The organism is Streptomyces sp. NPDC048481, from assembly GCF_043200075.1.
Classification (GTDB): domain Bacteria; phylum Actinomycetota; class Actinomycetes; order Streptomycetales; family Streptomycetaceae; genus Streptomyces.
The window spans coordinates 69,830-91,961 of record NZ_JBICXC010000013.1 but is presented as its reverse complement, the minus strand read 5'-3'; the positions used below and the strand labels follow the sequence as shown (position 1 = coordinate 91,961).

The 22,132-nt window shown below is 73.0% G+C and carries 22 protein-coding genes; 6 read left to right on the top strand and 16 right to left on the bottom strand.

Annotated elements, in window-relative coordinates; genetic code table 11:
- The first annotated feature begins 21 nt into the window (after positions 1–21).
- Together ACGFSH_RS30380 and ACGFSH_RS30375 are read left to right on the top strand one after the other, a co-directional pair.
- Positions 22–420, top strand: coding sequence for a YybH family protein (locus tag ACGFSH_RS30380; protein WP_393354062.1), 399 nt, complete (start codon positions 22–24; stop codon positions 418–420).
- Positions 421–679: 259 nt separating this feature from the next.
- Positions 680–1,417, top strand: a complete 738-nt coding sequence (locus tag ACGFSH_RS30375; RefSeq protein ID WP_393354060.1) for a flavodoxin family protein — start codon at positions 680–682, stop codon at positions 1,415–1,417.
- A 16-nt stretch (positions 1,418–1,433) separates the two neighbouring features.
- Here ACGFSH_RS30375 and ACGFSH_RS30370 read toward each other — a convergent pair whose 3' ends face one another.
- From ACGFSH_RS30370 to ACGFSH_RS30355, 4 genes are all read right to left on the bottom strand, one after another.
- A complete protein-coding gene (locus ACGFSH_RS30370; protein ID WP_393354058.1) occupies positions 1,434–2,573 on the bottom strand; it encodes a S8 family peptidase in 1,140 nt (379 codons plus the stop codon).
- 177 nt (positions 2,574–2,750) lie between these two features.
- Entirely contained in the window at positions 2,751–3,560 is an 810-nt protein-coding gene (locus ACGFSH_RS30365; RefSeq protein ID WP_393354056.1) for an IclR family transcriptional regulator C-terminal domain-containing protein, read from the bottom strand.
- 111 nt (positions 3,561–3,671) lie between these two features.
- On the bottom strand, positions 3,672–4,463 hold the full coding sequence (locus ACGFSH_RS30360) for a cyclase family protein (RefSeq protein ID WP_393354054.1): 792 nt from the start codon (positions 4,461–4,463) through the stop codon (positions 3,672–3,674).
- A gap of 113 nt (positions 4,464–4,576) precedes the next feature.
- Entirely contained in the window at positions 4,577–5,050 is a 474-nt protein-coding gene (locus tag ACGFSH_RS30355) for a hypothetical protein (protein ID WP_393354052.1), read from the bottom strand.
- 453 nt (positions 5,051–5,503) lie between these two features.
- On the opposite strand from ACGFSH_RS30355, the gene ACGFSH_RS30350 reads away from it, so the two are divergent.
- Positions 5,504–6,268 (top strand): IclR family transcriptional regulator, encoded by a 765-nt coding sequence (locus ACGFSH_RS30350; RefSeq protein WP_393354050.1) that lies wholly within the window; start codon positions 5,504–5,506, stop codon positions 6,266–6,268.
- Positions 6,269–6,631: 363 nt separating this feature from the next.
- Positions 6,632–7,957, top strand: coding sequence for a glycoside hydrolase family 30 beta sandwich domain-containing protein (locus ACGFSH_RS30345; protein WP_393354048.1), 1,326 nt, complete (start codon positions 6,632–6,634; stop codon positions 7,955–7,957).
- Positions 7,958–8,030: 73 nt separating this feature from the next.
- On the opposite strand, the gene ACGFSH_RS30340 is transcribed toward ACGFSH_RS30345, so the two are convergent.
- The 3 genes from ACGFSH_RS30340 to ACGFSH_RS30330 all read right to left on the bottom strand — a co-directional run bounded on the left by ACGFSH_RS30340 (position 8,031) and on the right by ACGFSH_RS30330 (position 10,795).
- Positions 8,031–8,705, bottom strand: a complete 675-nt coding sequence (locus ACGFSH_RS30340) for a hypothetical protein (RefSeq protein ID WP_393354046.1) — start codon at positions 8,703–8,705, stop codon at positions 8,031–8,033.
- A 682-nt stretch (positions 8,706–9,387) separates the two neighbouring features.
- Positions 9,388–9,768 carry a nuclear transport factor 2 family protein gene (locus ACGFSH_RS30335; protein WP_393354044.1) on the bottom strand — a complete coding sequence of 127 codons (381 nt, stop codon included), beginning with the start codon at positions 9,766–9,768 and terminating at the stop codon, positions 9,388–9,390.
- A gap of 259 nt (positions 9,769–10,027) precedes the next feature.
- The gene (locus ACGFSH_RS30330; protein WP_393354288.1) at positions 10,028–10,795 is read right to left on the bottom strand and encodes a class I SAM-dependent methyltransferase; all 768 of its coding nucleotides are present in this window, start codon (positions 10,793–10,795) and stop codon (positions 10,028–10,030) included.
- Between the two features lie 156 nt (positions 10,796–10,951).
- Between ACGFSH_RS30330 and ACGFSH_RS30325 the strand changes: the two genes are divergently transcribed.
- On the top strand, positions 10,952–11,224 hold the full coding sequence (locus ACGFSH_RS30325; RefSeq protein WP_393354042.1) for a DUF3253 domain-containing protein: 273 nt from the start codon (positions 10,952–10,954) through the stop codon (positions 11,222–11,224).
- Between the two features lie 63 nt (positions 11,225–11,287).
- On the opposite strand, the gene ACGFSH_RS30320 is transcribed toward ACGFSH_RS30325, so the two are convergent.
- From ACGFSH_RS30320 to ACGFSH_RS30300, 5 genes are all read right to left on the bottom strand, one after another.
- Complete coding sequence (locus tag ACGFSH_RS30320; RefSeq protein WP_393354040.1) at positions 11,288–12,004, bottom strand: hypothetical protein; 717 nt, start codon at positions 12,002–12,004, stop codon at positions 11,288–11,290.
- Positions 12,005–12,321: 317 nt separating this feature from the next.
- Entirely contained in the window at positions 12,322–13,443 is a 1,122-nt protein-coding gene (locus tag ACGFSH_RS30315; protein WP_393354038.1) for an XdhC family protein, read from the bottom strand.
- Positions 13,436–15,559, bottom strand: coding sequence for a xanthine dehydrogenase family protein molybdopterin-binding subunit (locus ACGFSH_RS30310; protein WP_393354036.1), 2,124 nt, complete (start codon positions 15,557–15,559; stop codon positions 13,436–13,438). Before ACGFSH_RS30310 ends, ACGFSH_RS30315 begins: the two co-directional genes overlap by 8 nt.
- On the bottom strand, positions 15,556–16,548 hold the full coding sequence (locus tag ACGFSH_RS30305) for an FAD binding domain-containing protein (RefSeq protein WP_393354034.1): 993 nt from the start codon (positions 16,546–16,548) through the stop codon (positions 15,556–15,558). Before ACGFSH_RS30305 ends, ACGFSH_RS30310 begins: the two co-directional genes overlap by 4 nt.
- Positions 16,545–17,123: a 2Fe-2S iron-sulfur cluster-binding protein gene (locus tag ACGFSH_RS30300; RefSeq protein ID WP_393354032.1), complete on the bottom strand. Its 579-nt coding sequence runs from the start codon at positions 17,121–17,123 to the stop codon at positions 16,545–16,547. The genes ACGFSH_RS30305 and ACGFSH_RS30300 overlap by 4 nt, the downstream gene beginning before the upstream one ends.
- 248 nt (positions 17,124–17,371) lie before the next feature.
- Between ACGFSH_RS30300 and ACGFSH_RS30295 the strand changes: the two genes are divergently transcribed.
- Positions 17,372–17,965 carry a TetR/AcrR family transcriptional regulator gene (locus ACGFSH_RS30295; RefSeq protein WP_393354030.1) on the top strand — a complete coding sequence of 198 codons (594 nt, stop codon included), beginning with the start codon at positions 17,372–17,374 and terminating at the stop codon, positions 17,963–17,965.
- A 47-nt stretch (positions 17,966–18,012) separates the two neighbouring features.
- On the opposite strand, the gene ACGFSH_RS30290 is transcribed toward ACGFSH_RS30295, so the two are convergent.
- From ACGFSH_RS30290 to ACGFSH_RS30275, 4 genes are all read right to left on the bottom strand, one after another.
- Entirely contained in the window at positions 18,013–18,855 is an 843-nt protein-coding gene (locus ACGFSH_RS30290) for a hypothetical protein (protein WP_393354028.1), read from the bottom strand.
- A gap of 240 nt (positions 18,856–19,095) precedes the next feature.
- On the bottom strand, positions 19,096–20,292 hold the full coding sequence (locus ACGFSH_RS30285; protein WP_393354026.1) for an SPFH domain-containing protein: 1,197 nt from the start codon (positions 20,290–20,292) through the stop codon (positions 19,096–19,098).
- An 11-nt stretch (positions 20,293–20,303) separates the two neighbouring features.
- Entirely contained in the window at positions 20,304–20,555 is a 252-nt protein-coding gene (locus ACGFSH_RS30280) for a hypothetical protein (RefSeq protein WP_393354024.1), read from the bottom strand.
- Between the two features lie 84 nt (positions 20,556–20,639).
- Entirely contained in the window at positions 20,640–22,094 is a 1,455-nt protein-coding gene (locus ACGFSH_RS30275) for a nitrilase-related carbon-nitrogen hydrolase (protein ID WP_393354022.1), read from the bottom strand.
- Positions 22,095–22,132 lie beyond the last annotated feature (38 nt).

The following is a 22,132-nucleotide window of genomic DNA, read 5'->3' as shown; positions in this document are numbered from 1 at the left end:
CGCGACGTGCATGATGAAGGCATGACCGACCGCGACGACTTCCTGGCGTGGATCCGGACCGACCTGCACGAGGCGGAGCTGGCGCTGCACAACGGCGACGCGGGCCCGCGCCGGGCACTCTGGTCGCGCGAGGAGCCGGTGAGCGTCCTGGGCGCGTGGCGCAGCGCCCGGGGCCGCCGGGAACTCGACGCCCTCTTCACCGGTCTTGCGCAGGGCTTCTCCGACTGTTCGTCGTTCGTCTTCGAAGTGCAGGCCTGCGACGTCCGCGGAGACCTGGCCTACACCGCCGGCCTGGAGCACACCTCCGTCCTCGTCGACGGAGCACCGCGCACGTACACCTTGCGGGTCACCCAGGTGTACCGCCGTGAGGACGGCGCATGGCGGGTGGCCCACCGCCATGCCGACACCGTGACCGAGTGAGGCCGCGGCCGCCCGCGTCCCGGGTGCTTGCGCGCGCCGGGCGCGGTCCCCGAGGCGGCGAGGGCGAGGGCGTCGGGGATGTGGCCGCGGACGTTGTCACGAGCGGGGGCGGGCAGCGTGCCCGGTGCGGCGACCGTCAGCCCGCCCGGCGCCCGTTCGGAGTCGTTGTGATGGCGGCCGCGGGAAACGGACCGCAGGCTGGTGCCCGGACATGCTCGCGCCGCCGAGTCCGGGGCGGCCGCCGATTTCGGAGGATCGTGTGACCGCATCGTCGCCCTCGAACGACAAGCCCCCCGCGCGGTACGACGACCTGCGGGCCCTGGTGATCAACTGCACGCTGAAGCGCTCGCCCGAGACGAGCAACACCCAGGGACTGATCGACCGCAGCGCCGCCGTCATGGGCGGTGAAGGGGTGCGCGTGGACGTGGTGCGGGCGGTCGACCACGACATCGCGACCGGTGTGTGGCCCGACATGAGGGAGCACGGCTGGGAGACGGACGCCTGGCCGGACCTGTACCGGCAGGTCATGGCGGCCGACATCCTCGTACTGGCCGGCCCGATCTGGCTGGGCGACAACAGTTCCGTGATGAAGCGGGTGATCGAACGCCTCTACGCCTGCTCCAGCCTGCTCAACGACGCCGGCCAGTACGCCTACTACGGCCGTGTCGGCGGCTGTCTGATCACCGGCAACGAGGACGGCGTCAAGCATTGCGCCATGAACGTCCTCTACAGCCTTCAGCACCTGGGGTACACCATCCCTCCCCAGGCGGACGCCGGCTGGATCGGCGAGGCGGGGCCCGGCCCCTCCTACCTCGACCCCGGTTCGGGCGGCCCGGAGAACGAGTTCACCAACCGCAACACCACGTTCATGACCTGGAACCTGCTGCACATGGCGCGGGCGCTGAAGGACATGGGCGGCATTCCGGCGTACGGCAACCAGCGCACCGCCTGGGACGCGGGCTGCCGCCACGATCACGCCAACCCCGAGCACCGGTAGCCCGTCGGCGGCCGGGTCAGATCCCGCCCGTGTCGAGCAGCCGGTTCGGGGTGTCGGCGCGCACGCCGTGCAGGACGCCACGGGTGGCCGTGTGGTCCAGCCAGACGTGCACCTGCTGCGCCGTGGCGTGCGGGTGGGCCGACAGGTACAGCGCGACCACGCCGGTCGCGTGCGGCGCGGCCCAGGACGTCGCGCCGCCGTCCTCCGTGGCGGTGCCCCCGCCGGCGAGAGCGGCGGTCACCTTCTGGCCGGGGGCGTACAGGTCCACGCACCGCCCGTATCCCGACCCGTAGGAGCCGCTGTCGTTCCACGGGCGGTCGTTCGGCGTGGAGGCCGCCACGACGATCGTGCCGGGGACCCCGGCGGGGGAGTGCTTGCAGGCGTCGTCGTGGAAGTTGCCCGCCGAGACCACCGTAGTGATCCCCGCGTCGACCATCTTCTTCACGGCGGACTCCAGGGCCGTCGACCGGCGGTCCAGGTTGAGCGACATGTTCACCACCGCCGGCTTCTGCGCGTGCGCCGTGACCCACTTGACCGACTTCACCAGGGCGGCCTCGGCCGCGGCGGGGGTGCCGCCGCCGTCGCTCTCGCACAGGACGCCCTGGACGCGGACGAGTTCGGCCTTGGGCGCGACCCCGTACTTGGCCCCGCCGATGACGCCCGCGACGAACGTGCCGTGGCCGATGCCGTCCTCGCTGAAGCAGTCGCCGGAGTCCTTCGCGCCCACGAAATCGGCGCCGAGCCGTGCGCGTCCGCCGAACTCCTTGTGGCCGACGTCCATGCCGGTGTCGATCACGTAGACGTGCACACCCTTGCCCGTGGCGGTGGTGGTGAGCTTCCCGTTCAGCGGCCGCGACCGCTGATCCAGGATGTCCAGGTTCCACGGCACGTGCCGGGTGAGGGGGAGGGCGGCGATCCGCGTCACCCCGGACGGCCGCCCCACGACGGTGGAGGAGCCGGGCGCGGTGTCGGACGACAGCCCGTCCCCGGCGGGCGTCGCGGACGACCCCTCGCCGTGCACGGCCGGCTTCTTCCCGTGCGCGGACGGAGCCCCGCCGTCTCCGGCCGCCGGGCCGGCCTTCCCGTCGCAGGCCGAGGCCCCGAGCACCGTCATCACGGTCATCACCATGAGACCGGCCTTCGTCGCGTTACGCATCGCTATGTCCCCCATGTCCCTGCTTCGCACACAGTCAGCGCACAAGACGACCACGGCGGACGAACGGTTCCGGCCACTGTGCGCCGTGGCTCCGGCGCGGAATCCACGCCGCTCGGCAGAGCCGGGGAGGGGCGCCGTCCGTCGGCCCGGCCGTCGGGCCCGGCCCGTGCGGGACGACTACCGCTGTGCGACGTGGCCGGCGAACGCCCCGGCCAGCGCGGCGGCGGACGCCGTGAGATCGGCGCGGACCGTCTCCTCGTGCACCGGCAGGTCCCGCTCCCTGCCGACGACCGACAGCGCGGCCCTGATACGCCCGTCGCCGTCGCGAACCGGCACGGCGTACTCGGTGACACCGTGCTCGAACTCCGCGTGCGCCACGACGACGCCGCCCGGGCGGTCGCGGTCGTTGGCGGCGACGAGTTCCTCCACGCTGCGGGCCGCGTCGGGCCCGCCGACGCCGATCAGCTCGTAGCCGTCGAGGAGGACGGCGATCTCCCCGGCGGTGTGGTCGAGAAGCAGGGCGCGTCCGGCGCCCGTGCACCAGCACGGCGTGACGAGACCGGCCCGCCCCTGCCACTCCTGGCCGAGACCGGCGGCACACTCGGCGCGCAGAAGCCGGACCTGGACGCCGTCGCGTACGGAGAGCCGGGCCCCCGCGCCGTACGCGACGGCCATGCGGCGCAGGAGCGGGCGGCTGCCGCGCAGCAGGCCGGGGTGCAGGGAAGCGGCCGTGGCGAAGAACGCGCCGCCGGCGCGCAGCGTGGAGTCGTCGCCGCGTTCGAGGAACCCTCTGTCGCACAGGTCCTGCGTGGTGCGGGACGCCTTGCTGCGTTCGACGCCGACCTCGTCTGCGAGCCGGCTGACGTTGAAGCCGGTGCGGCCGGAGACCTCCCGGTCCAGTACGGCGTCGACCATGCGCAGGGCCATGCGCAGCGAGGACGCCGTTCCCCGGGGCGCCGGTCCGGAAGAGGGGTTGTCCGTCGTCACGTCCGCACTATAGGCGAGCCGCTGATCACCGGCCCGGCACGGCTTCGACAGCACGCCGGCACTGACGGCATCCGCGACGCCGCACTGCCCGTGCCGGGTGGCCGGCTTCGTTCAGCCGCCGGGGTGCAGGGCGAAGACGCGGGCGGGAAATCCCGAACCACCCTGCGGCTTGGGCCAGGTGGCGACGATCAGCGCACCCGCCTCCGGCACCTTGTCGAGGTTGGCCATCAGCTCGATCTGCCAGCGGTCCCGCCGCAGCACATAGTCCTCCAGGCCGAAGTCGCCCGCGGAGGTGGCCGATCCGGGATCGGTGTCGGTCTGCTCATGACCGATGGCGGTGACGCCGGCCTCCTCGAAGAGGTACCGCAGGACCTCGGCCGACCAGCCCGGACAGTGGCTCACGCCCGCCTCGTCCCTGTTCGCCATGGCGGCCGGATCCGGCCAGCGCCGGCTCCAGCCGGTGCGCAGCGCGACGAACGCCCCCGACGGGATCCGGCCGTTACGGTCCTCCCAGGCCGCCACGTCCTCCAGGGCGGGCGCGGCGTCCGGGTCCACGGCGACGCGCTCGGCGATGTCGAGGACGACGAGTGGAAGGATCATCTCGTCGACGGGTATCTCGTCCAGCGTGCGGGCGCCGGCGACGAAGTGGACGGGCGGATCGACATGCGTCCCCCACTGGCCGACGATCGTGTGGCGGTGCACGGTGAACCCGTCGCCGCGGGCCATGTCGAAGGGCGTCTCTCGCTGCTCGTCGGGAAAGGCGGGAAAGTGCGGCTGCCCGGGATGGAAGGCATGGGTGAGATCGGTGCGTACCGTGCGACCCATCAGCTCCCGGTGCAGGGCCCACAGCGGCGGCTCGGCGGTGACGGTGGCGGAGACGGTGGAGGCGGTGTTGGGCGTCATGCGCGCTCGTCCTCTTCGTGGGTGGGGTTCACATTCGTAGGCTCGTCGGGTTCATCGGGGTCGTCGGATGCGCCGGTGCGGCGCTTTGTGGCGCGACGGCCGCGGGGAGCTGATCAGGCCCGGGAGACGAGTTCCAGCGGTGCGGAGAGTTCGATGACCGGAATCTCCCATGGATGCGCGTCGGCGAGGCGGGCGAGGACCTGCGTGAGGGCGTCGTCGTCCACCGCGGCGTCGACGTACGTGGTGACGGCGAGCGTCGGGGAGAGGACACGACCGCCCACCGAGCCGAGCGAAGGCCGGGCGCCCGGCCGGACGGTGAACCCCTCCGCGCCGAGGGACACCTCGAAGACGTCGTCGTAGAGACCGAAGTCGCCCAGTCCCGGCGAGGTCTCGAGGACCCGCAGGAGCGCCGCGAAGGACGGGTCCGCGCGCAGCGCGTCGAGGTCGCCGCCCGCACAGGAGGTGAGGGTCGTCTGCGCGACCGGCCAGTACACCTTGATCGTCCGGACGGCCCGGCGCCGGACGACCGCTCCGGCGGGCTCGCGGCCCTCACCGGCTTCCGTCGGTTTGAACGTCGTCGTGGCCATGCGCGGTCATCCCTCGGTGGTCGGTGGTCGGTGGTCGGTGGTCGGTGGTCGGTGGGCGGGCGCCTGGTCTGTCCCAGCATGCTAGGCGTGCATCAAATGCACGGCAAGATGCAAATATCGCACGGCTGGCCTGGCGTGGCTGCGGAGCGACGGCCGAGAGCCGGCCCGAGGCAGGGGGCGCCGGTGGGGGTTACGATGCTGGGCGGCTTGCCGCGCGGGTCGGCGGGCCCGGCGGGAGCGGGCGCCGCGATGGTGATCGAAAACCGGCCAACGGCCGACATGGCGGCGACCGGAACCGGCCGCCGAAAGGACGGGGAGCCCCGAGGGGCGGGCCCCCGGGTCGAACTCAGCCCGAACCCGAAGCCGAACCCGACTCTGAACCAGGTCTTGAACCCGGTCCCGACCTCGAACCCGACCTCGACCCCGACCCACCCCGGCAAGGCGGAGCAGCGCATGGACTCAAGCGTGACGAAGGGACTGGACGCCCTCTCGGCGCTCGCTCACGGCACGGCCGGCGGCCGGCCGGGGCCCACCGCCGCGTCCGTCGCGGAACTTGCCCGTCGGCTCGGCCGGGACCGCAGTCAGCTGTCCCGCACGCTCAAAGCCATGGCGGAAGAGGAATTCGTCGCTCGTGACGACGTCTCCGGCGACGTCGCCCCGCACTGGCGGCTGTACGCGGCCGCGCGCGACCTCACCGGTCACAGGCTCCGCACGGACGGGCTCACCGCCCTGGAGGGCATGGTGGCCGAGACCGGCGAGAGCTGCTACCTCGGAGTCCTGGCCGGCGACACCACCGTGACGATCGCCGAACGCCTGCCCTCCGGCAGCCGGCAGCTGGGCTCGTGGATCGGCCGTCCGTACCCGGCCTACTGCAGCGACTGCGGCCAGGCCCTGCTCAGCGACGCCGACGACGACGAGGTGGCCGCCGTGTTCGCGCGCACGGAGTTCCGGCGGCACGGCCCCAACACGCCGACCGACGTGGCCGACTTCCTGCGCCGCCTGGAGGCGACCCGCGGGCGCGGCTACTCGATCGTCGACGAAGAGGCCGAGCCCGGCCTCTACTCCGTGGCCGTGCCGGTCCGGGACTTCACCGGTGAGGTCGTGGCGGCGGTCCAGGTCGTCGGACCGAGGCGCCGCCTGAAACCCCGGACGGCGGAGTGTGCGGCGGCCGCCCTCCGCTGGGGCTCGCGCCTGGAAGCGGCCCTCCGCGGTGCCTGAACCACCCCCTGCGGAACCGAAGTTGCCGGGAGCGTCGAAGCCTCCGCCGGCTTTCAGGGGTTGACTCCGGAGGTGTCCGAGGTGTCGGAGATGCCGGAGGTGTCGGCGACGTCCAGTGGCGTCGAGAGGGTTGACGGTGCCGAGGGCCGTCATTAACTTTCGTGATATCCGCAATCTTGGACACTGTTCAGCATGTCGAACGGCCGACGGCGCTCTCCGGCCCGTCGGCGCACACCGCGCGCGACATCGGCGGCTCCTCCTGAAGTCATTCCGGCACGTGTGGAGCGCTCTGCTCTGATGGGAGCGCTCCCAGGCCGTCCGGAGGGGTCGCATGGCGATCAACAGCCCTGAGGAGGACGGATCATGACGCACCGTCGGAACGAGACCGCGAACGAGGATCAGCGACCCCCGAGCCGCAGAACCGTCCTGGCGACGATGGGGGCCCTGCCGGTCCTCACGGCGGCGACATCCTTGGCCGGGACGCCGACCGCCTCCGCGACGACGGCCGGCCCGGCGGCGGCCGCCGCCACCGTGGTCGTCGACGCGGCGGCACGGCGGCAGACGATCAGGGGCTTCGGCGGCATGAGTCACTCGGCCTGGATCGGCGATCTCACAGCGGCCCAGCGGGACACGGCGTTCGGCGTGGGTGACGGCCGTCTCGGGTTGTCGCTGCTGAGGATCCCCGTCCCCGAGGACCGGTCCGCCTGGAGCCGGGACGTCGCGACGGCGAAACGCGCCGTCGAACTCGGCGCGACGGTCATCGCGTCACCGTGGAACCCGCCCTCCTCGATGATCGAGACGTTCGTGCGCGGCAGCCAGACCAACGCGCGCCGGCTGCGGTACTCGATGTACGGCGCCTACGCCCAGCACCTCAACGACTTCACCGCGTTCCTGCGCGGCAACGGTGTGAATCTGTACGGCATCTCGGTGCAGAACGAGCCCGACTACGCACAGGACTGGACGTGGTGGACCCCCACGGAGATGGTCCGGTTCCTGCGTGAGAACGCCGGCTCGATCAGCACCAGGGTCATCGCGCCCGAGTCCTTCCAGTACCTGAAGAACATGTCGGACCCGATCCTCAACGACCCGGCGGCCCTCGCCAACGTGGACGTCATCGGCGCCCACCTCTACGGCACCCCGTTCGGGAACTTCCCCTACCCGCTCTTCAAGCAGAAGGGCGCGGGCAAGGAACTCTGGATGACCGAGGTGTACTACCCCAACAGCACGGATTCGGCCGACCTGTGGCCGCAGGCGCTCGACGTGGGGGAGCACATGCACCGCGCGATGGTGGACGCCGAGTTCCAGGCCTACATCTGGTGGTACATCCGGCGCAGCTACGGTCCGCTGCGCGAGGACGGCCGCATCAGCAAGCGGGGCGCGTGCATGGCGCACTTCGCCCGGTTCGTCCGACCCGGATCCGTCCGTGTCGAGGCGACGGCGAAGCCGGCGTCGGACGTCTACGTGTCGGCGTACCGCAACGGCAACTCGACGGTCGTGGTCGCCGTCAACAAGGGCGCCTCCGCGCTGAGTCAGCCGTTCACCCTGACGAACGCCGGGGCCTCCAGCGTGTCCTCGTGGCTCACCGACGCGAGCAGGAGCGTCGCCTCGCAGGGCGCCAGAAGCGTCGCGAACAACGCGTTCACCGCAACCCTCCCCGCGCGCAGCATGACGACGTTCGTGACCAACTGACCCGGGACCCGACCCCCTACCGGCTCCCGCGCACCGGCGCGGGCGCCGTCGGGGCGCCGGTGGAGGAGGAGCGTCACAGGAGGAAGGGCAGATTCACGATCAGCGCGATGTACGCGATGCATCCGAGGACGATGAGGAGGGTGGACACGGCGAGGTGGACGTGACGCCACGGCAGGGCTATTCCGGGGAACCGCTTCCTCAGCAGGGGCCAGGTGAGGAAGCCGTGGTCCTGGAAGGAGAGTCCCAGGCCCTGCCACAGCCGGTGGAGCCCGTCCGCGTCCCAGAGCCGGGGATCGACGAGCACAGGCCGGTGGGACCGCGACGTGATGACGATCCGGCTGTTGTGCGAACCGTCGAAGGGCGCCTTGACCGTGTGCACCCCCGTCACCGAGGACACCGGCGCATGCAGCACCCTGCGGTTCCACCGGTCCCTCACCATGAGGACCCCGTCCTCCAGGCGGATCCCTGCGTTGGCCCAGCGCAGACCGCTCAGCAACACCACCCAGAGCAGCGGGAACAGGACCGCCAGGAGCCCGATCACCAGCCCCTTCGGCCCCGATCCCGCCGACGTGCCGCGCCCCCTGGCCATCATCAGACCGATCCGCAGCGCGCCGATGGCGATGAGGGGCGACCCCTTGATCAGCAGCGACCGGCTGGGCCCGTTGTCGGGCCTGACCGACACCCAGGGGAGGTCCTCCTCGTCCGCCGGTTCGGTGGACGAGGGTTCGCCCGACGGCCGCATGGTCATCCGTGTCTCCTTCACTGCCGAGGCCCGCGCACGCTCGTCCCCCGTGCGGAGCGGCCGGGAGGCGCGAGCGAAGACGCACGGCCACGGTCCCGCGACCGGGGACCGTCGGACATCGGGGAAACTACGTAATCCGCGGGCCACCCCTTCCGTTGGGCGTGCGGCGCCACTGTGTACCCGTCAACTGGGCTTCGACGGGCACGGGTTCGGCCGCGGTGCTCGGGACCGTTGCACGGACTTCCCGTCGGGACCGGCGGCGAGCCACGAGCCGTCGCCCAACGGCACCAGCTCGTAAGGACCGCACGCGCCGACGGCCGCTTCGCCGCAGACCGTGCCCGTACGCACGTCGACCAGGTGGTGACGGGACCACTCCCTCCTCGTCCTCGCGCTCACCGCCCAGGGGCACGACGGCCGTGTCCAGGGTCAGGTACCCACCGCTCCATTCCAGGGAGGTGTCCTCCGGTTCATGGCCGAACGCCTCGACCGACAGGGTGAGGAGCCGCGTAGGCGTGGATCAGCCCCGCGTGATCACCTCACTCGCGGAGGGCGCATGGCAGTCGTCCGCCGAGGTCAGCGGCCCGTTCAGGACGGCCGTCGTCGCGGTGGCGGCCTGATGCTGAGGTCGGGGAGGGGCGACGAGGTGCGGGGCGGCGCGGTGGGGTGGGCCGAGGGCGCTCGCCGGGGGTCAGAACATGGTGTTGTCGTTGTGGCTCGTGGGTGGGATGACCTGGAGGACGTCCCAGTGTTCGACGATCCTGCCGTTCGCATCGAACCGGAAGATGTCGATCCCGGCGTACTCCTCGGCGGGCCACGTCTGGTGGCAGTGCAGGATCACATGGTCGCCGTCGGCGAAGGCGCGCTTGACCTCCACCCGCTTGCCCGGGTACTCGGCGGCCATGCGCTCGAAGTAGTCGACGAACGCCTGCTTGCCGTCGCCGACATGGGGGTTGTGCTGGATGTAGGTGTTGCCGGCGTACCGTTCGATGGCCTCGGCGGGACGGCACTGGTTGAACATCAGGTCGTAGAACGCCTTGGCCGTGCTCTTGTTGGTCTCGGGGTCGCTCATGGTGCCACCGGGGGATCGGGCGCCGGCTGCGGCGCGGTGAACGGGTCGGGGCGCGGGGCCGGCGCCGACGCGGCCCTGCGGCGGACCGGCCCTCACCTCCCCAGACCAGGTGTGTTGACCGGAGTGAACCGGGGATGCCTTGCGGACTGATGACGGTCAGAATCCGACAGGAAGCCGGTCGCGGTCGCCTGGACGTCTCAACCCCGTGATCACGGTCGCGCTCCGCGAACAGGGGCGCCCGTCGGCGACGAGGACCAGATCACGCCCGGGGGTGTGCCGTGTAGACGGTCGCGGTCATCGCCGCCGTCACGGCGCCGGGGCCCAGGCTCTGCGTCATGCTCCGGACGACGGCAGACGTGACGGCCGGTGCGTCCGGGTGCGCCTCCAGGGCGGCGCTGACCGGTGTGCCGGTGAGGAACCCGGTGGCGACGGAGGCGGCCGACTCCCCGAGGCCGTCGAGGGTGACGTCCTCGACGGCGGCCAGGTCCAGCCCCGCGGCCGCGATATCGGAGGCGACCTGTGCCCGGTCCGTGTACCCGTGCGGCACTTCCCTGAGGAACGCCGGCGCGGCACCCGGCATGGCCTGCTCCAGGGCGTCCTGGAAGGCGGCTCCGAACCCGTGCGCGGCCAGTGGGCCCCAGCTGTTGAACAGGAAGCGTCCCTGCGGGGCCAGAACCCTGCGCACTTCGCCGTAGGCGGCGGGCCGGTCGGGGAAGAACATCACCCCGAACTGGCACACCACGAGATCGAAGCTTCCATCCTCGAAGGGAAGTCTCTGCGCGTCCGCCTGCCGCCACGTGGCGCGCGGCTCGCGCGCCGAGCCGGCGGCGACCATCGCTTCGTTCAGGTCACTGGCGACGACGGATGCCGTCGGCACCGCGGTGAGCAGGGCGGAGGTCAGCGCTCCCGTTCCCGCGGCGAGCTCCAGGACCGTTGCGGGCCGCAGGGCCGCCGCCCTGGCGGCCAGGTCGGCGGCGAAGGGGCGGAAGAGAGCCGGCACGAGGTGGCGCTCGTACGCCTCGGGCATGGACCGGGTCCACCGTCGGCTCGCGTCGTCTGCGTTCACGCTTCGGACACTAGCCCTGGGGGAGCCTCGACGGCGGACGGGGACGGCAGACGGGGGACGGCAGACCGCAGACTGCTCACCCTCGCCCCGCCGCCGGGCCGGCGCGATACTGGCGTCGTGGGCGAAAGCGAACGGGAGACCGGCCGGCGTCTGGAGCGAGCGATCCTGGAACTGCTCGAACGTCGCGGTCCCGCCAAGACGATCTGTCCCTCCGACGCGGCGCGGGCGGTGTACGAGGGGGACGACGACGGCTGGCGCGACCTGATGGAACCCGTCCGCCTCGCGGCTCGCCGACTGGTCACGGCGGGCGAGGTCGAGATCACTCAGGCCGGGCGCCCGGTCGAGCCCGACACGGCCCGCGGGCCGATCAGGATCCGTCGCGCCCGCTGAGGCCGCCGCCGCGGGTCCACGGAGCCCCGGAGACCGCCGAAGTGCGCCGACTCCGTGCGGCGGTCAGTGCAGGACGCTGACGGCCCGGGCGATGACGAGCAGCGAGGTCATGAGGGCCGCGACGCTCTGGACGCTCATGAGCAGCTTCGCGCGGCTCGACAGCGGCATGGTGTCGGTGGGGCTGAACGCCGTCGAGTTGGTCACCGAGACGTAGAGGTAGTCGACGAGCGTCGGCACCCAGTCGGACTTCTTGCTCGCGCCGTCGGCGACCTCCTCGACGGCGTCGTCGTTCTCGTCCTGGGAGAAGCGGAAGTCGGCCAGCGGGAGTTCCTCGCGGGGTGACTGGGTGCGGGCCACCGGGCCGCCCCGGTCCAGCTCCCAGTAGGCCAGCCCGAAGGCGATGATGTTGGTCAGCCACACCTGGAGCGCGGCCACCAGGAGGGCGTGGCCGTCCTTGACGCCGGAGTACAGCAGCTCGTGGATGAGGATGCCGAGCGCGGTGAGGTTGCTGGCCGCGATGATCAGCACGAGGGCCAGCGACAGGACCCGGAAGACGGTGGTCTGACGGGTGAGCCTGCGCGGGTTGATCGCCACCAGGGGCACCAGCAGGAGCAGTTCCAGAGCCGGGAGGACGAAACGCGGGGCGATGAGCAGCCGCTGAGGCAGCGCGACGTACAGGAACACGGCGACGAGGGTGGCGATCACTCCCGGCAGCCGGGCCTCCCCGCGGCGTTCGTGACGGGGGTGCCGCTCGACGGCGGCGCCACGACTCCTGGCCATGGGGCCCCCTTCCTGCCGGTCGCGCGGCGTGCGACGCGACCCTGGTTCCGCCCGGATGCACGGTGTGCCGAGGCGCGGTGGACCGAGACACGGTGTGCCGGAGCCGTGAAGTGATCACCACGTCCGCAGGGCCCGTCTACCCCGCCACGGCCGATGAACGCGCGGGGGCGGCTCGGCACAGGTCAGGAGGCTTTCCCTGCGTCGTCGTGTCGGATCACACCGCCCGGTCGCGGACGCTCGCCCGCGCCCCTGGCCGCCACGGTCCTCCCGCGTATGCCGCGACCGCGGCTGCGCGGGAGGACCGGGCCGCCGGTGGCTCAGGCGGAGTGGCGGTGGTGGATCGGCTTGTCCGAGCCGGTCAGCGGCAGGCCGGTGCCGCCCCGGCGGGCGGCGACGATCTCCGCCGTGATCGACAGCGCGGTCTCCTCCGGGGTGCGACCGCCGAGGTCCAGCCCGATGGGCGACCTCAGCCGCGCCAGCTCGTGCTCCCGCAGCCCGATGTCGCGCAGCCGCCGCTGCCGGTCGGCGTGGGTGCGCCGGGAGCCCATGGCGCCGACGAACGCCACCGGCAGCCGCAGCGCGACCTCCAGCAGCGGGACGTCGAACTTGGCGTCGTGGGTGAGCACGCACACCACTGTGCGCGGGTCCGTGCGGGTGCTCCGCAGATAGCGGTGCGGCCAGTCGACGACGACCTCGTCGGCCTCGGGGAAACGCTCCGGGGTGGTGAAGACGGGCCGGGCGTCGCACACGGTGACGTGATACCCGAGGAACTTTCCGGCGCGGACCAGGGCGGCCGCGAAGTCGACGGCCCCGAACACGATCATCCGGGGCGGCGGCACGCTCGGCTCGACGAGCAGGGTGAGGCCGCCGGGGCAGTGCGAACCGTCCGGCGACAGCTCGACCGTGCCGGTGCGGCCCGTGTCCAGCGCGGCCAGGCCGTGCGCGGCGGCGGCGCGGTCGAGGTCCTGGTGTCCGCCGAGCGCGCCCTCGCGGACGCCGTCGGCGTGCACGAGCAGTGCGGCGCCGAGCAGGGCCGCGGGACCGCGGACGACCCTGACGAGCGCCACCGGTTCGCCCCGGGCCGCGCTCTCCAGGGCGGACCGCAGCAGCGTGCCGACCCGACCGTCCGACGTGACCGGGGTGACCAGGACGTCGAGGACCCCGCCGCAGGTGAGCCCCACGGCGAAGGCGTCCTCGTCGCTGTAGCCGAAGCGTTCGAGCACGCTGTCGCCGGTCTCCAGCGCCTGCGCGCACAGCTCGTAGACGGCGGCCTCGACGCAGCCGCCGGACACCGACCCGATGACGGTTCCCCGCTCGTCGACGGCGAGGGCGGCGCCGGGGCCGCGGGGCGCGCTGCCGCCGACCGACACGACGGTCGCGACGGCGGCCCCCCGGCCCTCGGCCAGCCAGTCGCCCAGCTGGGGCGCGAGGTCAAGCATCCGGACCGCCCGCCAGGATCCGGTCGGGGCGGATGGGCAGAGTGCGGTGGCGGACACCGGTCGCGTGCCACACGGCGTTCGCGACGGCGGCCGCCGCGCCCACGATGCCGATCTCGCCGATCCCCTTGATGCCGACGGGGTCCTCCGGATCGTCGTCCGCCACCCAGTGCGCCTCGACGCGCGGAACGTCGGCGTGCGTGGCCACGTGGTAGCCCGCGAGGTCCGCTCCGACGGGCCCGCCGGAGGCCGCGTCGCGGCCGGCCTCCTCGTGCAGGGCCATGGAGATGCCCCAGATCATCCCGCCGGTCAACTGGCCGCGTGCTGTCAGCGGGTTGACGATGCGCCCCGCCGCGAACACGCCGAGCATGCGCCGCACCCGAACCTCGCCGGTGGCGGTGTCGACGGCGACCTCGGCGAACTGCGCGCCGAAGGAGTGCCGTTCCTTCTGGGCGAGCGCGGCGATCGCCGCCGTGGTGTCGGAGCGTGCGGTGACGCCCTCGGCCGGGATCACGGCGCCCGGCACGAGCCGGTCACGCAGTTCGCGCGCGGCGGCCATGACGGCCCATGCCCAGGAACGGGTGCCCATGGAGCCGCCCGCGATCATCGCGGGCCCGAACGCGCTGTCTCCCAGGCGCACTTGCACGCGTTCCACCGGGACGTCCAGGGCATCCGCGGCCACCAGCGTGAGGGCGGTCCGCGCCCCGGTGCCGATGTCGGCCGCCGAGATCCGCACGGTGAAGCGGCCGTCCGGCTCGGCGGTGATCGCGGCGGTGGACGGCGCGGCGCCCGCGCCGAAGGAGGCCGCCGCGGTGCCGGTGCCGAGGAGCAGGCGTCCCTCGCGCCGTACCCCGGGCCGCGGGTCGCGCCGGTCCCAGCCGAAGCGGCGGGCGCCCTCCTCGAAGCAGGCGCGCAGATTGCGTCCGGCGAAGGGCAGACCGGAGACCGGACCCAGCTCCGGATCGTTGCGCAGCCGCAGCTCGACCGGGTCGACGCCGCACGCGTGGGCGAGTTCGTCGAGTGCGGCCTCCAGCGCGAACGAGCCCGGCGCCTCGCCCGGCGCGCGCATCCAGGTGGGGGTCGGCACGTCGAGAGGCACGACCCGGTTCTCCGTGCGGTGCGCGGCGGCGTCGTACATCACCCGGGCCACGCCGGCGCTCGGCTCGACGAACTCGAACACGGTGGAGGTGCGGCTGAGCGAGCGGTGGTCCAGGGCGCGCAGCCGTCCGTCGGCGTCCGCGCCGAGCCTGACCCGCTGGATGGTGGGGCTGCGGTGCCCGGCCAGCGTGAACATCTGACGGCGCGTCATGACCACGCGGACCGGTCGCCCCATGACCTTGGACGCCATCACGGCGGCCACCTGGTGGGCGCGCACGCCCTTGCTGCCGAAACCGCCCCCGACGTGCTCCGAACGCACCCGCACCGACGCGGGGTCGAGCCCGAAGAGGTTCGAGAGTTCCGAGACGACCCAGGTGGCGCCCTGGTTGGAGTCGACCACCTCCAGCCGGTCGCCCTCCCAGCGGGCGGTGGCCGCATGGGGCTCCATGGGGTGGTGGTGTTCCTCCGGAGTGGTGTAGGTGGCGTCCACGACGACGGCGGACGCGGCGAGTTCGGCCGCGAGGTCGCCCTTGTCCGTCACTGCCGGCATATGGCCGTCCGACGGGTGGGCGCCGGGGTGCTCCTCGGTGAAGGCGACGTCGTGCGGGTCCTCTTCGTAGTGGACGACCAGCGACTCGGCGGCCTCGCGGGCCTGTTCGGACGTCTCGGCGACCACCAGCGCCACCGGCCAGCCGAAATGGGGCACCCGGTCGTTCTGGAAGACCGCGCACGTCGGGTCCGGGCCGGTGCCCAGCATGCCCACGTAGTCGGTCTTCAGCGGCGGGGCGTTGCGATGGTCCAGCACGCACAGGACGCCGGGCATCGCGAGGACGGCGTCCGCCTCGATGTCACGGATCCGGCCGCGCGCCACGGTGGACGACACCAGCCAGCCGTGGACCAGTCCGTCGAAGGGCACCTCGCCCGCGTAGCGGGCCGCGCCGGTGACCTTGTCCCGGCCCTCGACGCGGACATGACCGGTGCCGACGGCGCGGGCGGGGGCGAGGGGGGCCTCGGCCGTCATCGGGCGGCCTCCTCGGCGAGTTCGCTCAGCACGGCCACGGTCAGGTTGCGCATCAGGGTCACCTTGAATCCGTTCTGCGACAGCGGGCGGGCCGCCGCCAGTTCGGCGTCCGCGGCGGCCGCGAACGACTCCGCGTCCGCGGACGCCCCGGTGAGGATCCGCTCGGCCGCGCGGGCCCGCCAGGGCCGCGACGCCACCGCGCCGAAGGCCAGGCGCACGTCCCGGACGACGCCGTCGTGGACGTCGAGCGCGGCGGCGACCGAGCCGACGGCGAAGGCGTAGGAGGCGCGCTCGCGCACCTTCCGGTAGCGGGAACGGGCGGCCACGGGGGCCGGCGGCAGGGTGACGCCGGTGATCAGCGCGCCCGCCGGCAGCGCCGTCTCGCGGTGCGGGGTGTCGGAGACCGGGAGGTAGAACCAGCCGAGGGGCAGTTCGCCCGGGCCCTGGGCGCTCTCGTAGTGCACCACGCCGTCGAGGGCCGCCAGCGCGACGGCCATGTCCGACGGGTGGACGGCCACGCAGTGCGCGGAAGCGCCGAGAACGGCGTGATTGCGGTTCTCGCCTCTGACGGCGGGACAGCCGCTGCCGGGGGCCCGCTTGTTGCAGGGGGAGGTGACGTCGGTGAAGTACGCGCAGCGGGTGCGCTGGAGCAGGTTGCCGCCGACGGTGGCCATGTTGCGCAGTTGGCCGGAGGCGCCGGCGAGCACCGCCTGTGCCAGAGCGGGGTAGCGGGTGCGGATCAGGGGATGGGCGGCGAGGTCGCTGTTGGTGACGGTCGCGCCGATGCGCACTGCGCCGTCCGCCGTCGCCTCCACGCGGTCCAGCGGCAGGTCGCGTACGTCGACCAGTCGTCCGGGCCGTTCGACGCCGTTCTTCATCAGGTCGACGAGGTTGGTGCCGCCGCCGAGGTAGCGGGCGTCCGGGTCGGAGTCGAGCAGGGCGACGGCGCCCGCGACGTCGGGAGCCTTCCGGTAGCCGAACTCCTTCATGCGGCGGGCTCCTTCTTCTGCGGGCCGGCGTCCGTGCCCGCCGGGGGACCGGCTTGCGCGGCGCCGGCGACGGCCTCGACGATCGAGGTGTAGGCGGCGCAGCGGCACAGGTTGCCGCTCATGCGTTCGCGGATCTCGTCGGCGGTCAGCGGCGGCGGCCCGGCCTCGGGCCGTACGTCCGCCGTGACGGCGCTCGGCCAGCCGGCGGCGTGCTCGGCGAGCACGCCGATCGCCGAACAGATCTGTCCGGGCGTGCAGTAGCCGCACTGGTAGCCGTCGAATTCGAGGAACGCCTGCTGCACCGGGTGCAGCCGGTCGCCGTCCGCGACGCCCTCGATGGTGGTGATCTCGCGCCCTTCGGCCGCGACGGCGAATTGCAGACAGGCCACGGTTCTGTGGCCGTCGACGAGCACCGTGCAGGCTCCGCACTGCCCCTGGTCGCAGCCCTTCTTCGTGCCGGTCAGGTCGAGTCGTTCGCGCAGGGCGTCGAGCAGGGTGGTGCGGTGGTCGACGGGCAGCGTGTGCTGCTCGCCGTTGATGCGCAGGGTGATGACGCTGGACGTCGGTAAGGCCATGAGAGCTTCTTTCGCGCTTTCGGGAAGCCGGGCGGCGCCCGCCGGCGTCCGGCGGACGCCGACTGCGCCGAGGAGTGAGTGACGGGGTGGACGCGCGGGACGGCACGGAGGTCGCGCGGACTGCCGCTCGGGGTCCGGCCGGGGCTATCGTTGTCCTCGAACCGGACAGTCGTCCGCTGCCGACAAACGTAACGGACAGCTGTCCGCTTATCAAGGGTGAAAATCCCGCACGTCCCGAGGAGAACCGAGTGCAGCACGAGGACAACGCGAAGCTGCGCTCGGACGCACAACGCAACCGCGAGCGCATCCTCGAAGTCGCCCTGGCCGAGCTGACGCTGTGCCCCGACGCGCCGCTCAGCGCGATCGCCAGGAAGGCGGGCGTGGGACAGGGGACCTTCTACCGCAACTTTCCCCACCGCGAGGCCCTCGTCCTGGAGATCTACCGCCACGAGATGCGGCAGGTCGCCGACAGCGCGGCCCAGCTGCTCGACGAGCTGCCGCCGGACCGGGCCCTGCGCGCCTGGATGGACCGGCTGGCGGAGTTCGCCATGGCTAAGGCCGGGCTCGCCGACGCGATGCGCCTCGCCGCCGGCAAGCGCGGCGGCCTCGCGAAACCGGCGCACACCCCCGTCACCGACGCGGCCGATCTCCTCCTGCGCGCCAACGACGCCGTCGGCTCCATCCGGCCGGGCATGACCGCCGACGACCTGATCCTCGCCATCGGCGGCCTGTGGCAGCTGGGCCCCGCGGACGACTGGCGGCCGCGGGCCGCCCGGCTCCTCGACCTCGTCATGGACGGGCTGCGCGCCGGAGCGCCAGGACCCGGCGGCCCGGCCGCCTGAGAGGCCGCTTCCCGGCGGCCGGCCGCGAGGGCCGCCCGCCGTCCGTTCTACGAGTGCTCGCCGAGCTGGAGGACGCCCCCGAGGGAGAAGCACAGCGCGCCGGTGAGGGTGCCCCAGTCGGCGATGTCGGCGTTGACGAGGCTCCCGGTGGCGGGACGGGTGTAGGCGGCGAGCGCCGAGACCATGAACAGCACGGACCCGAGTTGGTTGACGGCCACGATCCACTCCCCGAGACCGTGGATCCGCAGGCGCAGCCGGCCGTGCAGGATCTCGGCGACGGCCAGATGACCGGAGATCAGGAAGAGGACGCAGCCGATCACATCGGGCGCCCAGACGAGCCGGTTGACCTGCTGCACCGTCAGGCCCTGAAGAAAGGAGTCCAGCAGGTCGACGGCGAAGACGAGCGTGCCCGAGAAGAGCACGAAGGCGCTCAGCCAGTCCACCCGCACCGGCTCGTAACTCCACCACCGCCAGCGCGGGGTGACCAGCCGTCCCGCTCCACCGGCCACGTGCCGGGGCGCGTTGACCGCCTGGAGCAGCGAGACGTACCCGCCGAGAGTGAAGAACAGGCCGCCCACGAAGTAGATCGAGGCGCACTCCGTGGCGTCGCCCGAACCGAACTGGGCGACGGCGGCGCCGGCCGCGAAGAGAGCCCCGCCGACGACGAAGGCGACCCCGGCGACGGCGTTGAGCCGCCGCAGCCGGGCCAGGGAAACGGCGTCCGCCCGGACGTGGTGAGCGGGCCCCGTCCCGGAAGGGCGCACGGAGAGCACCCCGCGCCGGCGCGCGAGGCGCGACTCCCACACGGCGGTGCCGCCGTCGGGAAGGCGCCAGGTGAGCCGGGTGACGAACGGTCCCGCGCCCTCGGCGCGCTGCTCAGGTTGCCCCACGGCCCGAGCCTAGAACCCCCGCAGGACCGGAACCGGGACGAAACGCCGCCACCGACCACCGCCGCGTCCGCGCCGAACCCCCACGGCGACCGTTCCCCGACATCCGTCGAGACGTCACCGGCGACCGGCGACGGCCGACCGGCGACGGACGCAGGGCCCGCGGCCGGTGAACGACGGACGCCGGTGCCCGACCGGCGGCCGGTGCGGACGCCCGTGGCGTTCAGCGCGCGACGACGGACGTCAGTCGACGTCCACGGGGCCGTCGTCCGACTTCTTCTGCTTGCCGGTGGGCAGCTGGAGCGGCCCGTCGCCCTTGTTCTCGGACCGGGCGCCGGAGGAGCGGGCGCCGTCGGACTCCTGGCCGCCCAGGTTCTGGCGCACCGAGTCGAGGATCGTCAGACCCTGGGAGACGAGACCGGCGGCGATCTCCCCTAGACCGTCCGCGCCGTTCAGGACGTTGACGTTGGCCCCGGCGAGCCCGCCGGCGGCCTCCTTGACGATCTGCGGGAGCTGGTCGATCAGCATCCGGTCGAGCGCGACCCGGTCGTACGAGGCGGCCGCCTCCGCCTGGATCTTCATGCGCTGCGCCTCGGCGGCAGCGAGGATCCTGACCCGCTCCGCCTCGGCCTCGGCGGGCTTCACGACCTCGGCCACCAGCTGCTGCTGGCGCAGCTTGGCCTGGCGCAGGGCGAGTTCCGTCTGCGCCGCGAGCACCTCCTGCTGCGCGTGAGCCTGGGCCAGCGGCCCCGCCTGCGCGGCCTGCGCCTGGGCGCGGTCGACCTCGGCCGAGTACGCGGCCTGGACCACGGCGGTCTGCCGCGCGTACTCCGCCTGCTTACGGGCCGCCTCCTGCTGCGCCTCGGCCGCGGTCTGGGTGGCCTGCGCCTGCGCGATCTGCGCCTGCCGCTGGATGGCCGCCTTGTGCGGCGCGGACATCGCGTCGATGTAGCCGGTGTCGCCGTCGTCGATCGACTGGATCTGCAGCGAGTCGACGATGAGGCCGATCTTCGCCATCTCCGTCTTCGAGGTGTCCAGGACCTCGGCGGCGAGCTTCTGCCGTTCGGTGACGATCTCCTCGACGGTCATCGAGCCGATGATGGCCCGCAGATGACCGGCGAAGATGCGGCCGGTGAGCACGGACATCTGCTCCTGGTCGGAGAGGAAGCGCTGGCCCGCGTTGATGATGCTCTCGTGGTCGTTGCCGACCTTGAAGGCGATGACCGCGCGCACGTGCAGCGCGATGCCCTGCCGGGTCACACAGGTCTCGGTGACCTCGGACTCGCACATGGACAGGGTGAGGAACCGGACCTTGCGGAAGACCGGGAGCACGAACTTGCCGTGCCCGGTCACCACACGGAACGGCGCGCCGCCCAGTCCGCGCCTGCCTCCCGAGATCAGCATCGCCTCGTCGGGGGCGGGGACGCGGTATCCGAACATGCCTGTACTCCTCAGCCTGCGCCGGCGGTGTCCTCGCCGAGCGCGTCCAGTGGATCCACCCATTCGATGACGCCGACCTCGCGGCATCCACGCGATTCGATCACAAGCACCGTCGAGCCGATCGGCAGGGGCTCCTCCGACCATGCGAGGAAGGTCTCCGTGCCGCCCCTGACCCGCACCAGGACCTCGCCCGGACCCGCGGATCCGCGGGTGGCGACGAGCAGGTCTCCCGTGCGGCCGATCACGGCCTCGTCCTGCGGCATCACGGCCGTCCTCCTCGCCCTGGCTCCCGTGTCCGACGATAGTCCCCGTGCACCGGGGACCCAAAGGGCGGGAGCACCCCTGTTTCACCGGCGCACGCGTGCCCGCCGCCACGGACGGGCCGGGCGTCGGCCTGTGCGGCGGTGGGAGCGGCGCGCGCCGACGGCCGCGAAGGCGAGCGGCGGCAGGCAGAGCCAGGCGAACCAGTCGCCGAACCGGGTGTAGACGGTGGGGCCGGCGGGTGCGGGAAGCCCGGCCGTGACCGTGGTGAAGCCGTCGTCGCCCGTGACCCGTTCGGCGATCACCCGGCCGTAGGGGTCGCTCACGGTCAGCCGTCCGGCACGGGACGCGCGTGCCACGCCCAGGCCGTTCTCCACGCCCCGGGCGACGGCCATCCGGCTGTGCAGCCTGCCGTCCTCGGTGAAGTCCCAGGCGGGCGCGAGGAGGACGGTGGCGCCGTGGCGGCGGTAGTCGCGGACCAGGGCCGGGAAGTCGAGGTCCTTGCAGATGATGAGGCCGTGGCCGGGGGAGACGAACGTCAGCCCGCCGCCGGGCCGCAGATCCCCCTCGGCGCCCGGGACGAGGTGGTGCTTGAGGTAGACGACAGGCTCACCGCCCCGCGCGCGGAACCCGAGAGCGGCGTTGCGGGCCGTCCCGTCCCGGTCGAGCACCAGCCCGACGACGATGTCCTGGCGGTGCTCGACGGCGAGCCGCCGAAGAGGGCCGGTCAGCAGGGGCAGCGTCCGCTCGTCGGCGGCGAAGGTCTTCTCCGGGAGGACGACCGTGCCGGTCGCGGGCGGCAGCGCGCGGATGTGCGCGACATAGCGGGCGAGCAAGCGCCGCCCGACGGGGGTGGCGAGGTCGGCGGTGTCGTCCGGGCGGTCGGTGTCCAGCAGGGCGACCCGGGCCGTGGTCACGGGATGCGGCTGCGCCAGCCTCCACGCGCCGTGGGCGAGCGGCAGTGCCAGGAGGACGGCGGCCGCCGCCAGAACCCGGCCCCTGCCCCGTACCCGCGGCGCCGTCGCCGCGGCGGCCGCCGCGGGCAGGCCGAGCACCAGGAAGGTGATTCCCCAGGGGCCGGTCAGGGAGGCCGTCTGGAGCACGGGCAGCACGTCGGTCTGCGTGTAGGCCAGGCTCAGCCACGCGCCGTGCGGCAGGGCCAGGGAGACGGCGTACTCCAGGGCGACCCATCCCGCGGGGACGACGACGGCGGCGGTGAGCGGACGCCCGTCCAGCAGCAGCCGCCGGTACGCCCGCGTCAGCAGGGCGAACACCAGTGCCTGGCCGAATATGACGGCGCCCGCGGCCGGGAGCGGCATCTCCAGGGTGCCGACGAAGTAGGGCCACATCCTGCTCTGTCCGAGGAGCCAGGCGAGCCCCGCCGCGCAGCCGGCGGCGCGGGCGCCCACGCGCGGGGCGAGGAGGAGCACCGGCAGGGGCGCGAGCCAGGTGAGCCAGGGCAGCGGGTGCAGGCCCGTGCCGGACAGCAGCATCAGGGAACTGGAGATGACGGCGGCGGTGACGGAGGCGATGACGGTCATGGGGCGATCGTGGGCCGGGCGGCCGCTCCGGCGCGTCG

Bases quoted from the DNA above. Each gene is read 5' to 3' on its own strand.
- ACGFSH_RS30335 (WP_393354044.1), bottom strand. From the start codon at position 9,768: ATGAGCGACCCCGAGACCAACAAGAGCACGGCCAAGGCGTTCTACGAC.
- ACGFSH_RS30360 (WP_393354054.1), bottom strand. From the start codon at position 4,463: ATGACGCCCAACACCGCCTCCACCGTCTCCGCCACCGTCACCGCCGAG.
- ACGFSH_RS30380 (WP_393354062.1), top strand. From the start codon at position 22: ATGACCGACCGCGACGACTTCCTGGCGTGGATCCGGACCGACCTGCAC.
- ACGFSH_RS30275 (WP_393354022.1), bottom strand. From the start codon at position 22,094: ATGACCGTCATCGCCTCCGTCACCGCCGCCGTCATCTCCAGTTCCCTG.
- ACGFSH_RS30285 (WP_393354026.1), bottom strand. From the start codon at position 20,292: ATGTTCGGATACCGCGTCCCCGCCCCCGACGAGGCGATGCTGATCTCG.
- ACGFSH_RS30340 (WP_393354046.1), bottom strand. From the start codon at position 8,705: ATGACCATGCGGCCGTCGGGCGAACCCTCGTCCACCGAACCGGCGGAC.
- ACGFSH_RS30315 (WP_393354038.1), bottom strand. From the start codon at position 13,443: ATGCTTGACCTCGCGCCCCAGCTGGGCGACTGGCTGGCCGAGGGCCGG.
- ACGFSH_RS30320 (WP_393354040.1), bottom strand. From the start codon at position 12,004: ATGGCCAGGAGTCGTGGCGCCGCCGTCGAGCGGCACCCCCGTCACGAA.
- ACGFSH_RS30350 (WP_393354050.1), top strand. From the start codon at position 5,504: ATGGACTCAAGCGTGACGAAGGGACTGGACGCCCTCTCGGCGCTCGCT.
- ACGFSH_RS30355 (WP_393354052.1), bottom strand. From the start codon at position 5,050: ATGGCCACGACGACGTTCAAACCGACGGAAGCCGGTGAGGGCCGCGAG.
- ACGFSH_RS30330 (WP_393354288.1), bottom strand. From the start codon at position 10,795: ATGCCCGAGGCGTACGAGCGCCACCTCGTGCCGGCTCTCTTCCGCCCC.
- ACGFSH_RS30300 (WP_393354032.1), bottom strand. From the start codon at position 17,123: ATGGCCTTACCGACGTCCAGCGTCATCACCCTGCGCATCAACGGCGAG.
- ACGFSH_RS30310 (WP_393354036.1), bottom strand. From the start codon at position 15,559: ATGACGGCCGAGGCCCCCCTCGCCCCCGCCCGCGCCGTCGGCACCGGT.
- ACGFSH_RS30370 (WP_393354058.1), bottom strand. From the start codon at position 2,573: ATGCGTAACGCGACGAAGGCCGGTCTCATGGTGATGACCGTGATGACG.
- ACGFSH_RS30305 (WP_393354034.1), bottom strand. From the start codon at position 16,548: ATGAAGGAGTTCGGCTACCGGAAGGCTCCCGACGTCGCGGGCGCCGTC.
- ACGFSH_RS30280 (WP_393354024.1), bottom strand. From the start codon at position 20,555: ATGCCGCAGGACGAGGCCGTGATCGGCCGCACGGGAGACCTGCTCGTC.
- ACGFSH_RS30345 (WP_393354048.1), top strand. From the start codon at position 6,632: ATGACGCACCGTCGGAACGAGACCGCGAACGAGGATCAGCGACCCCCG.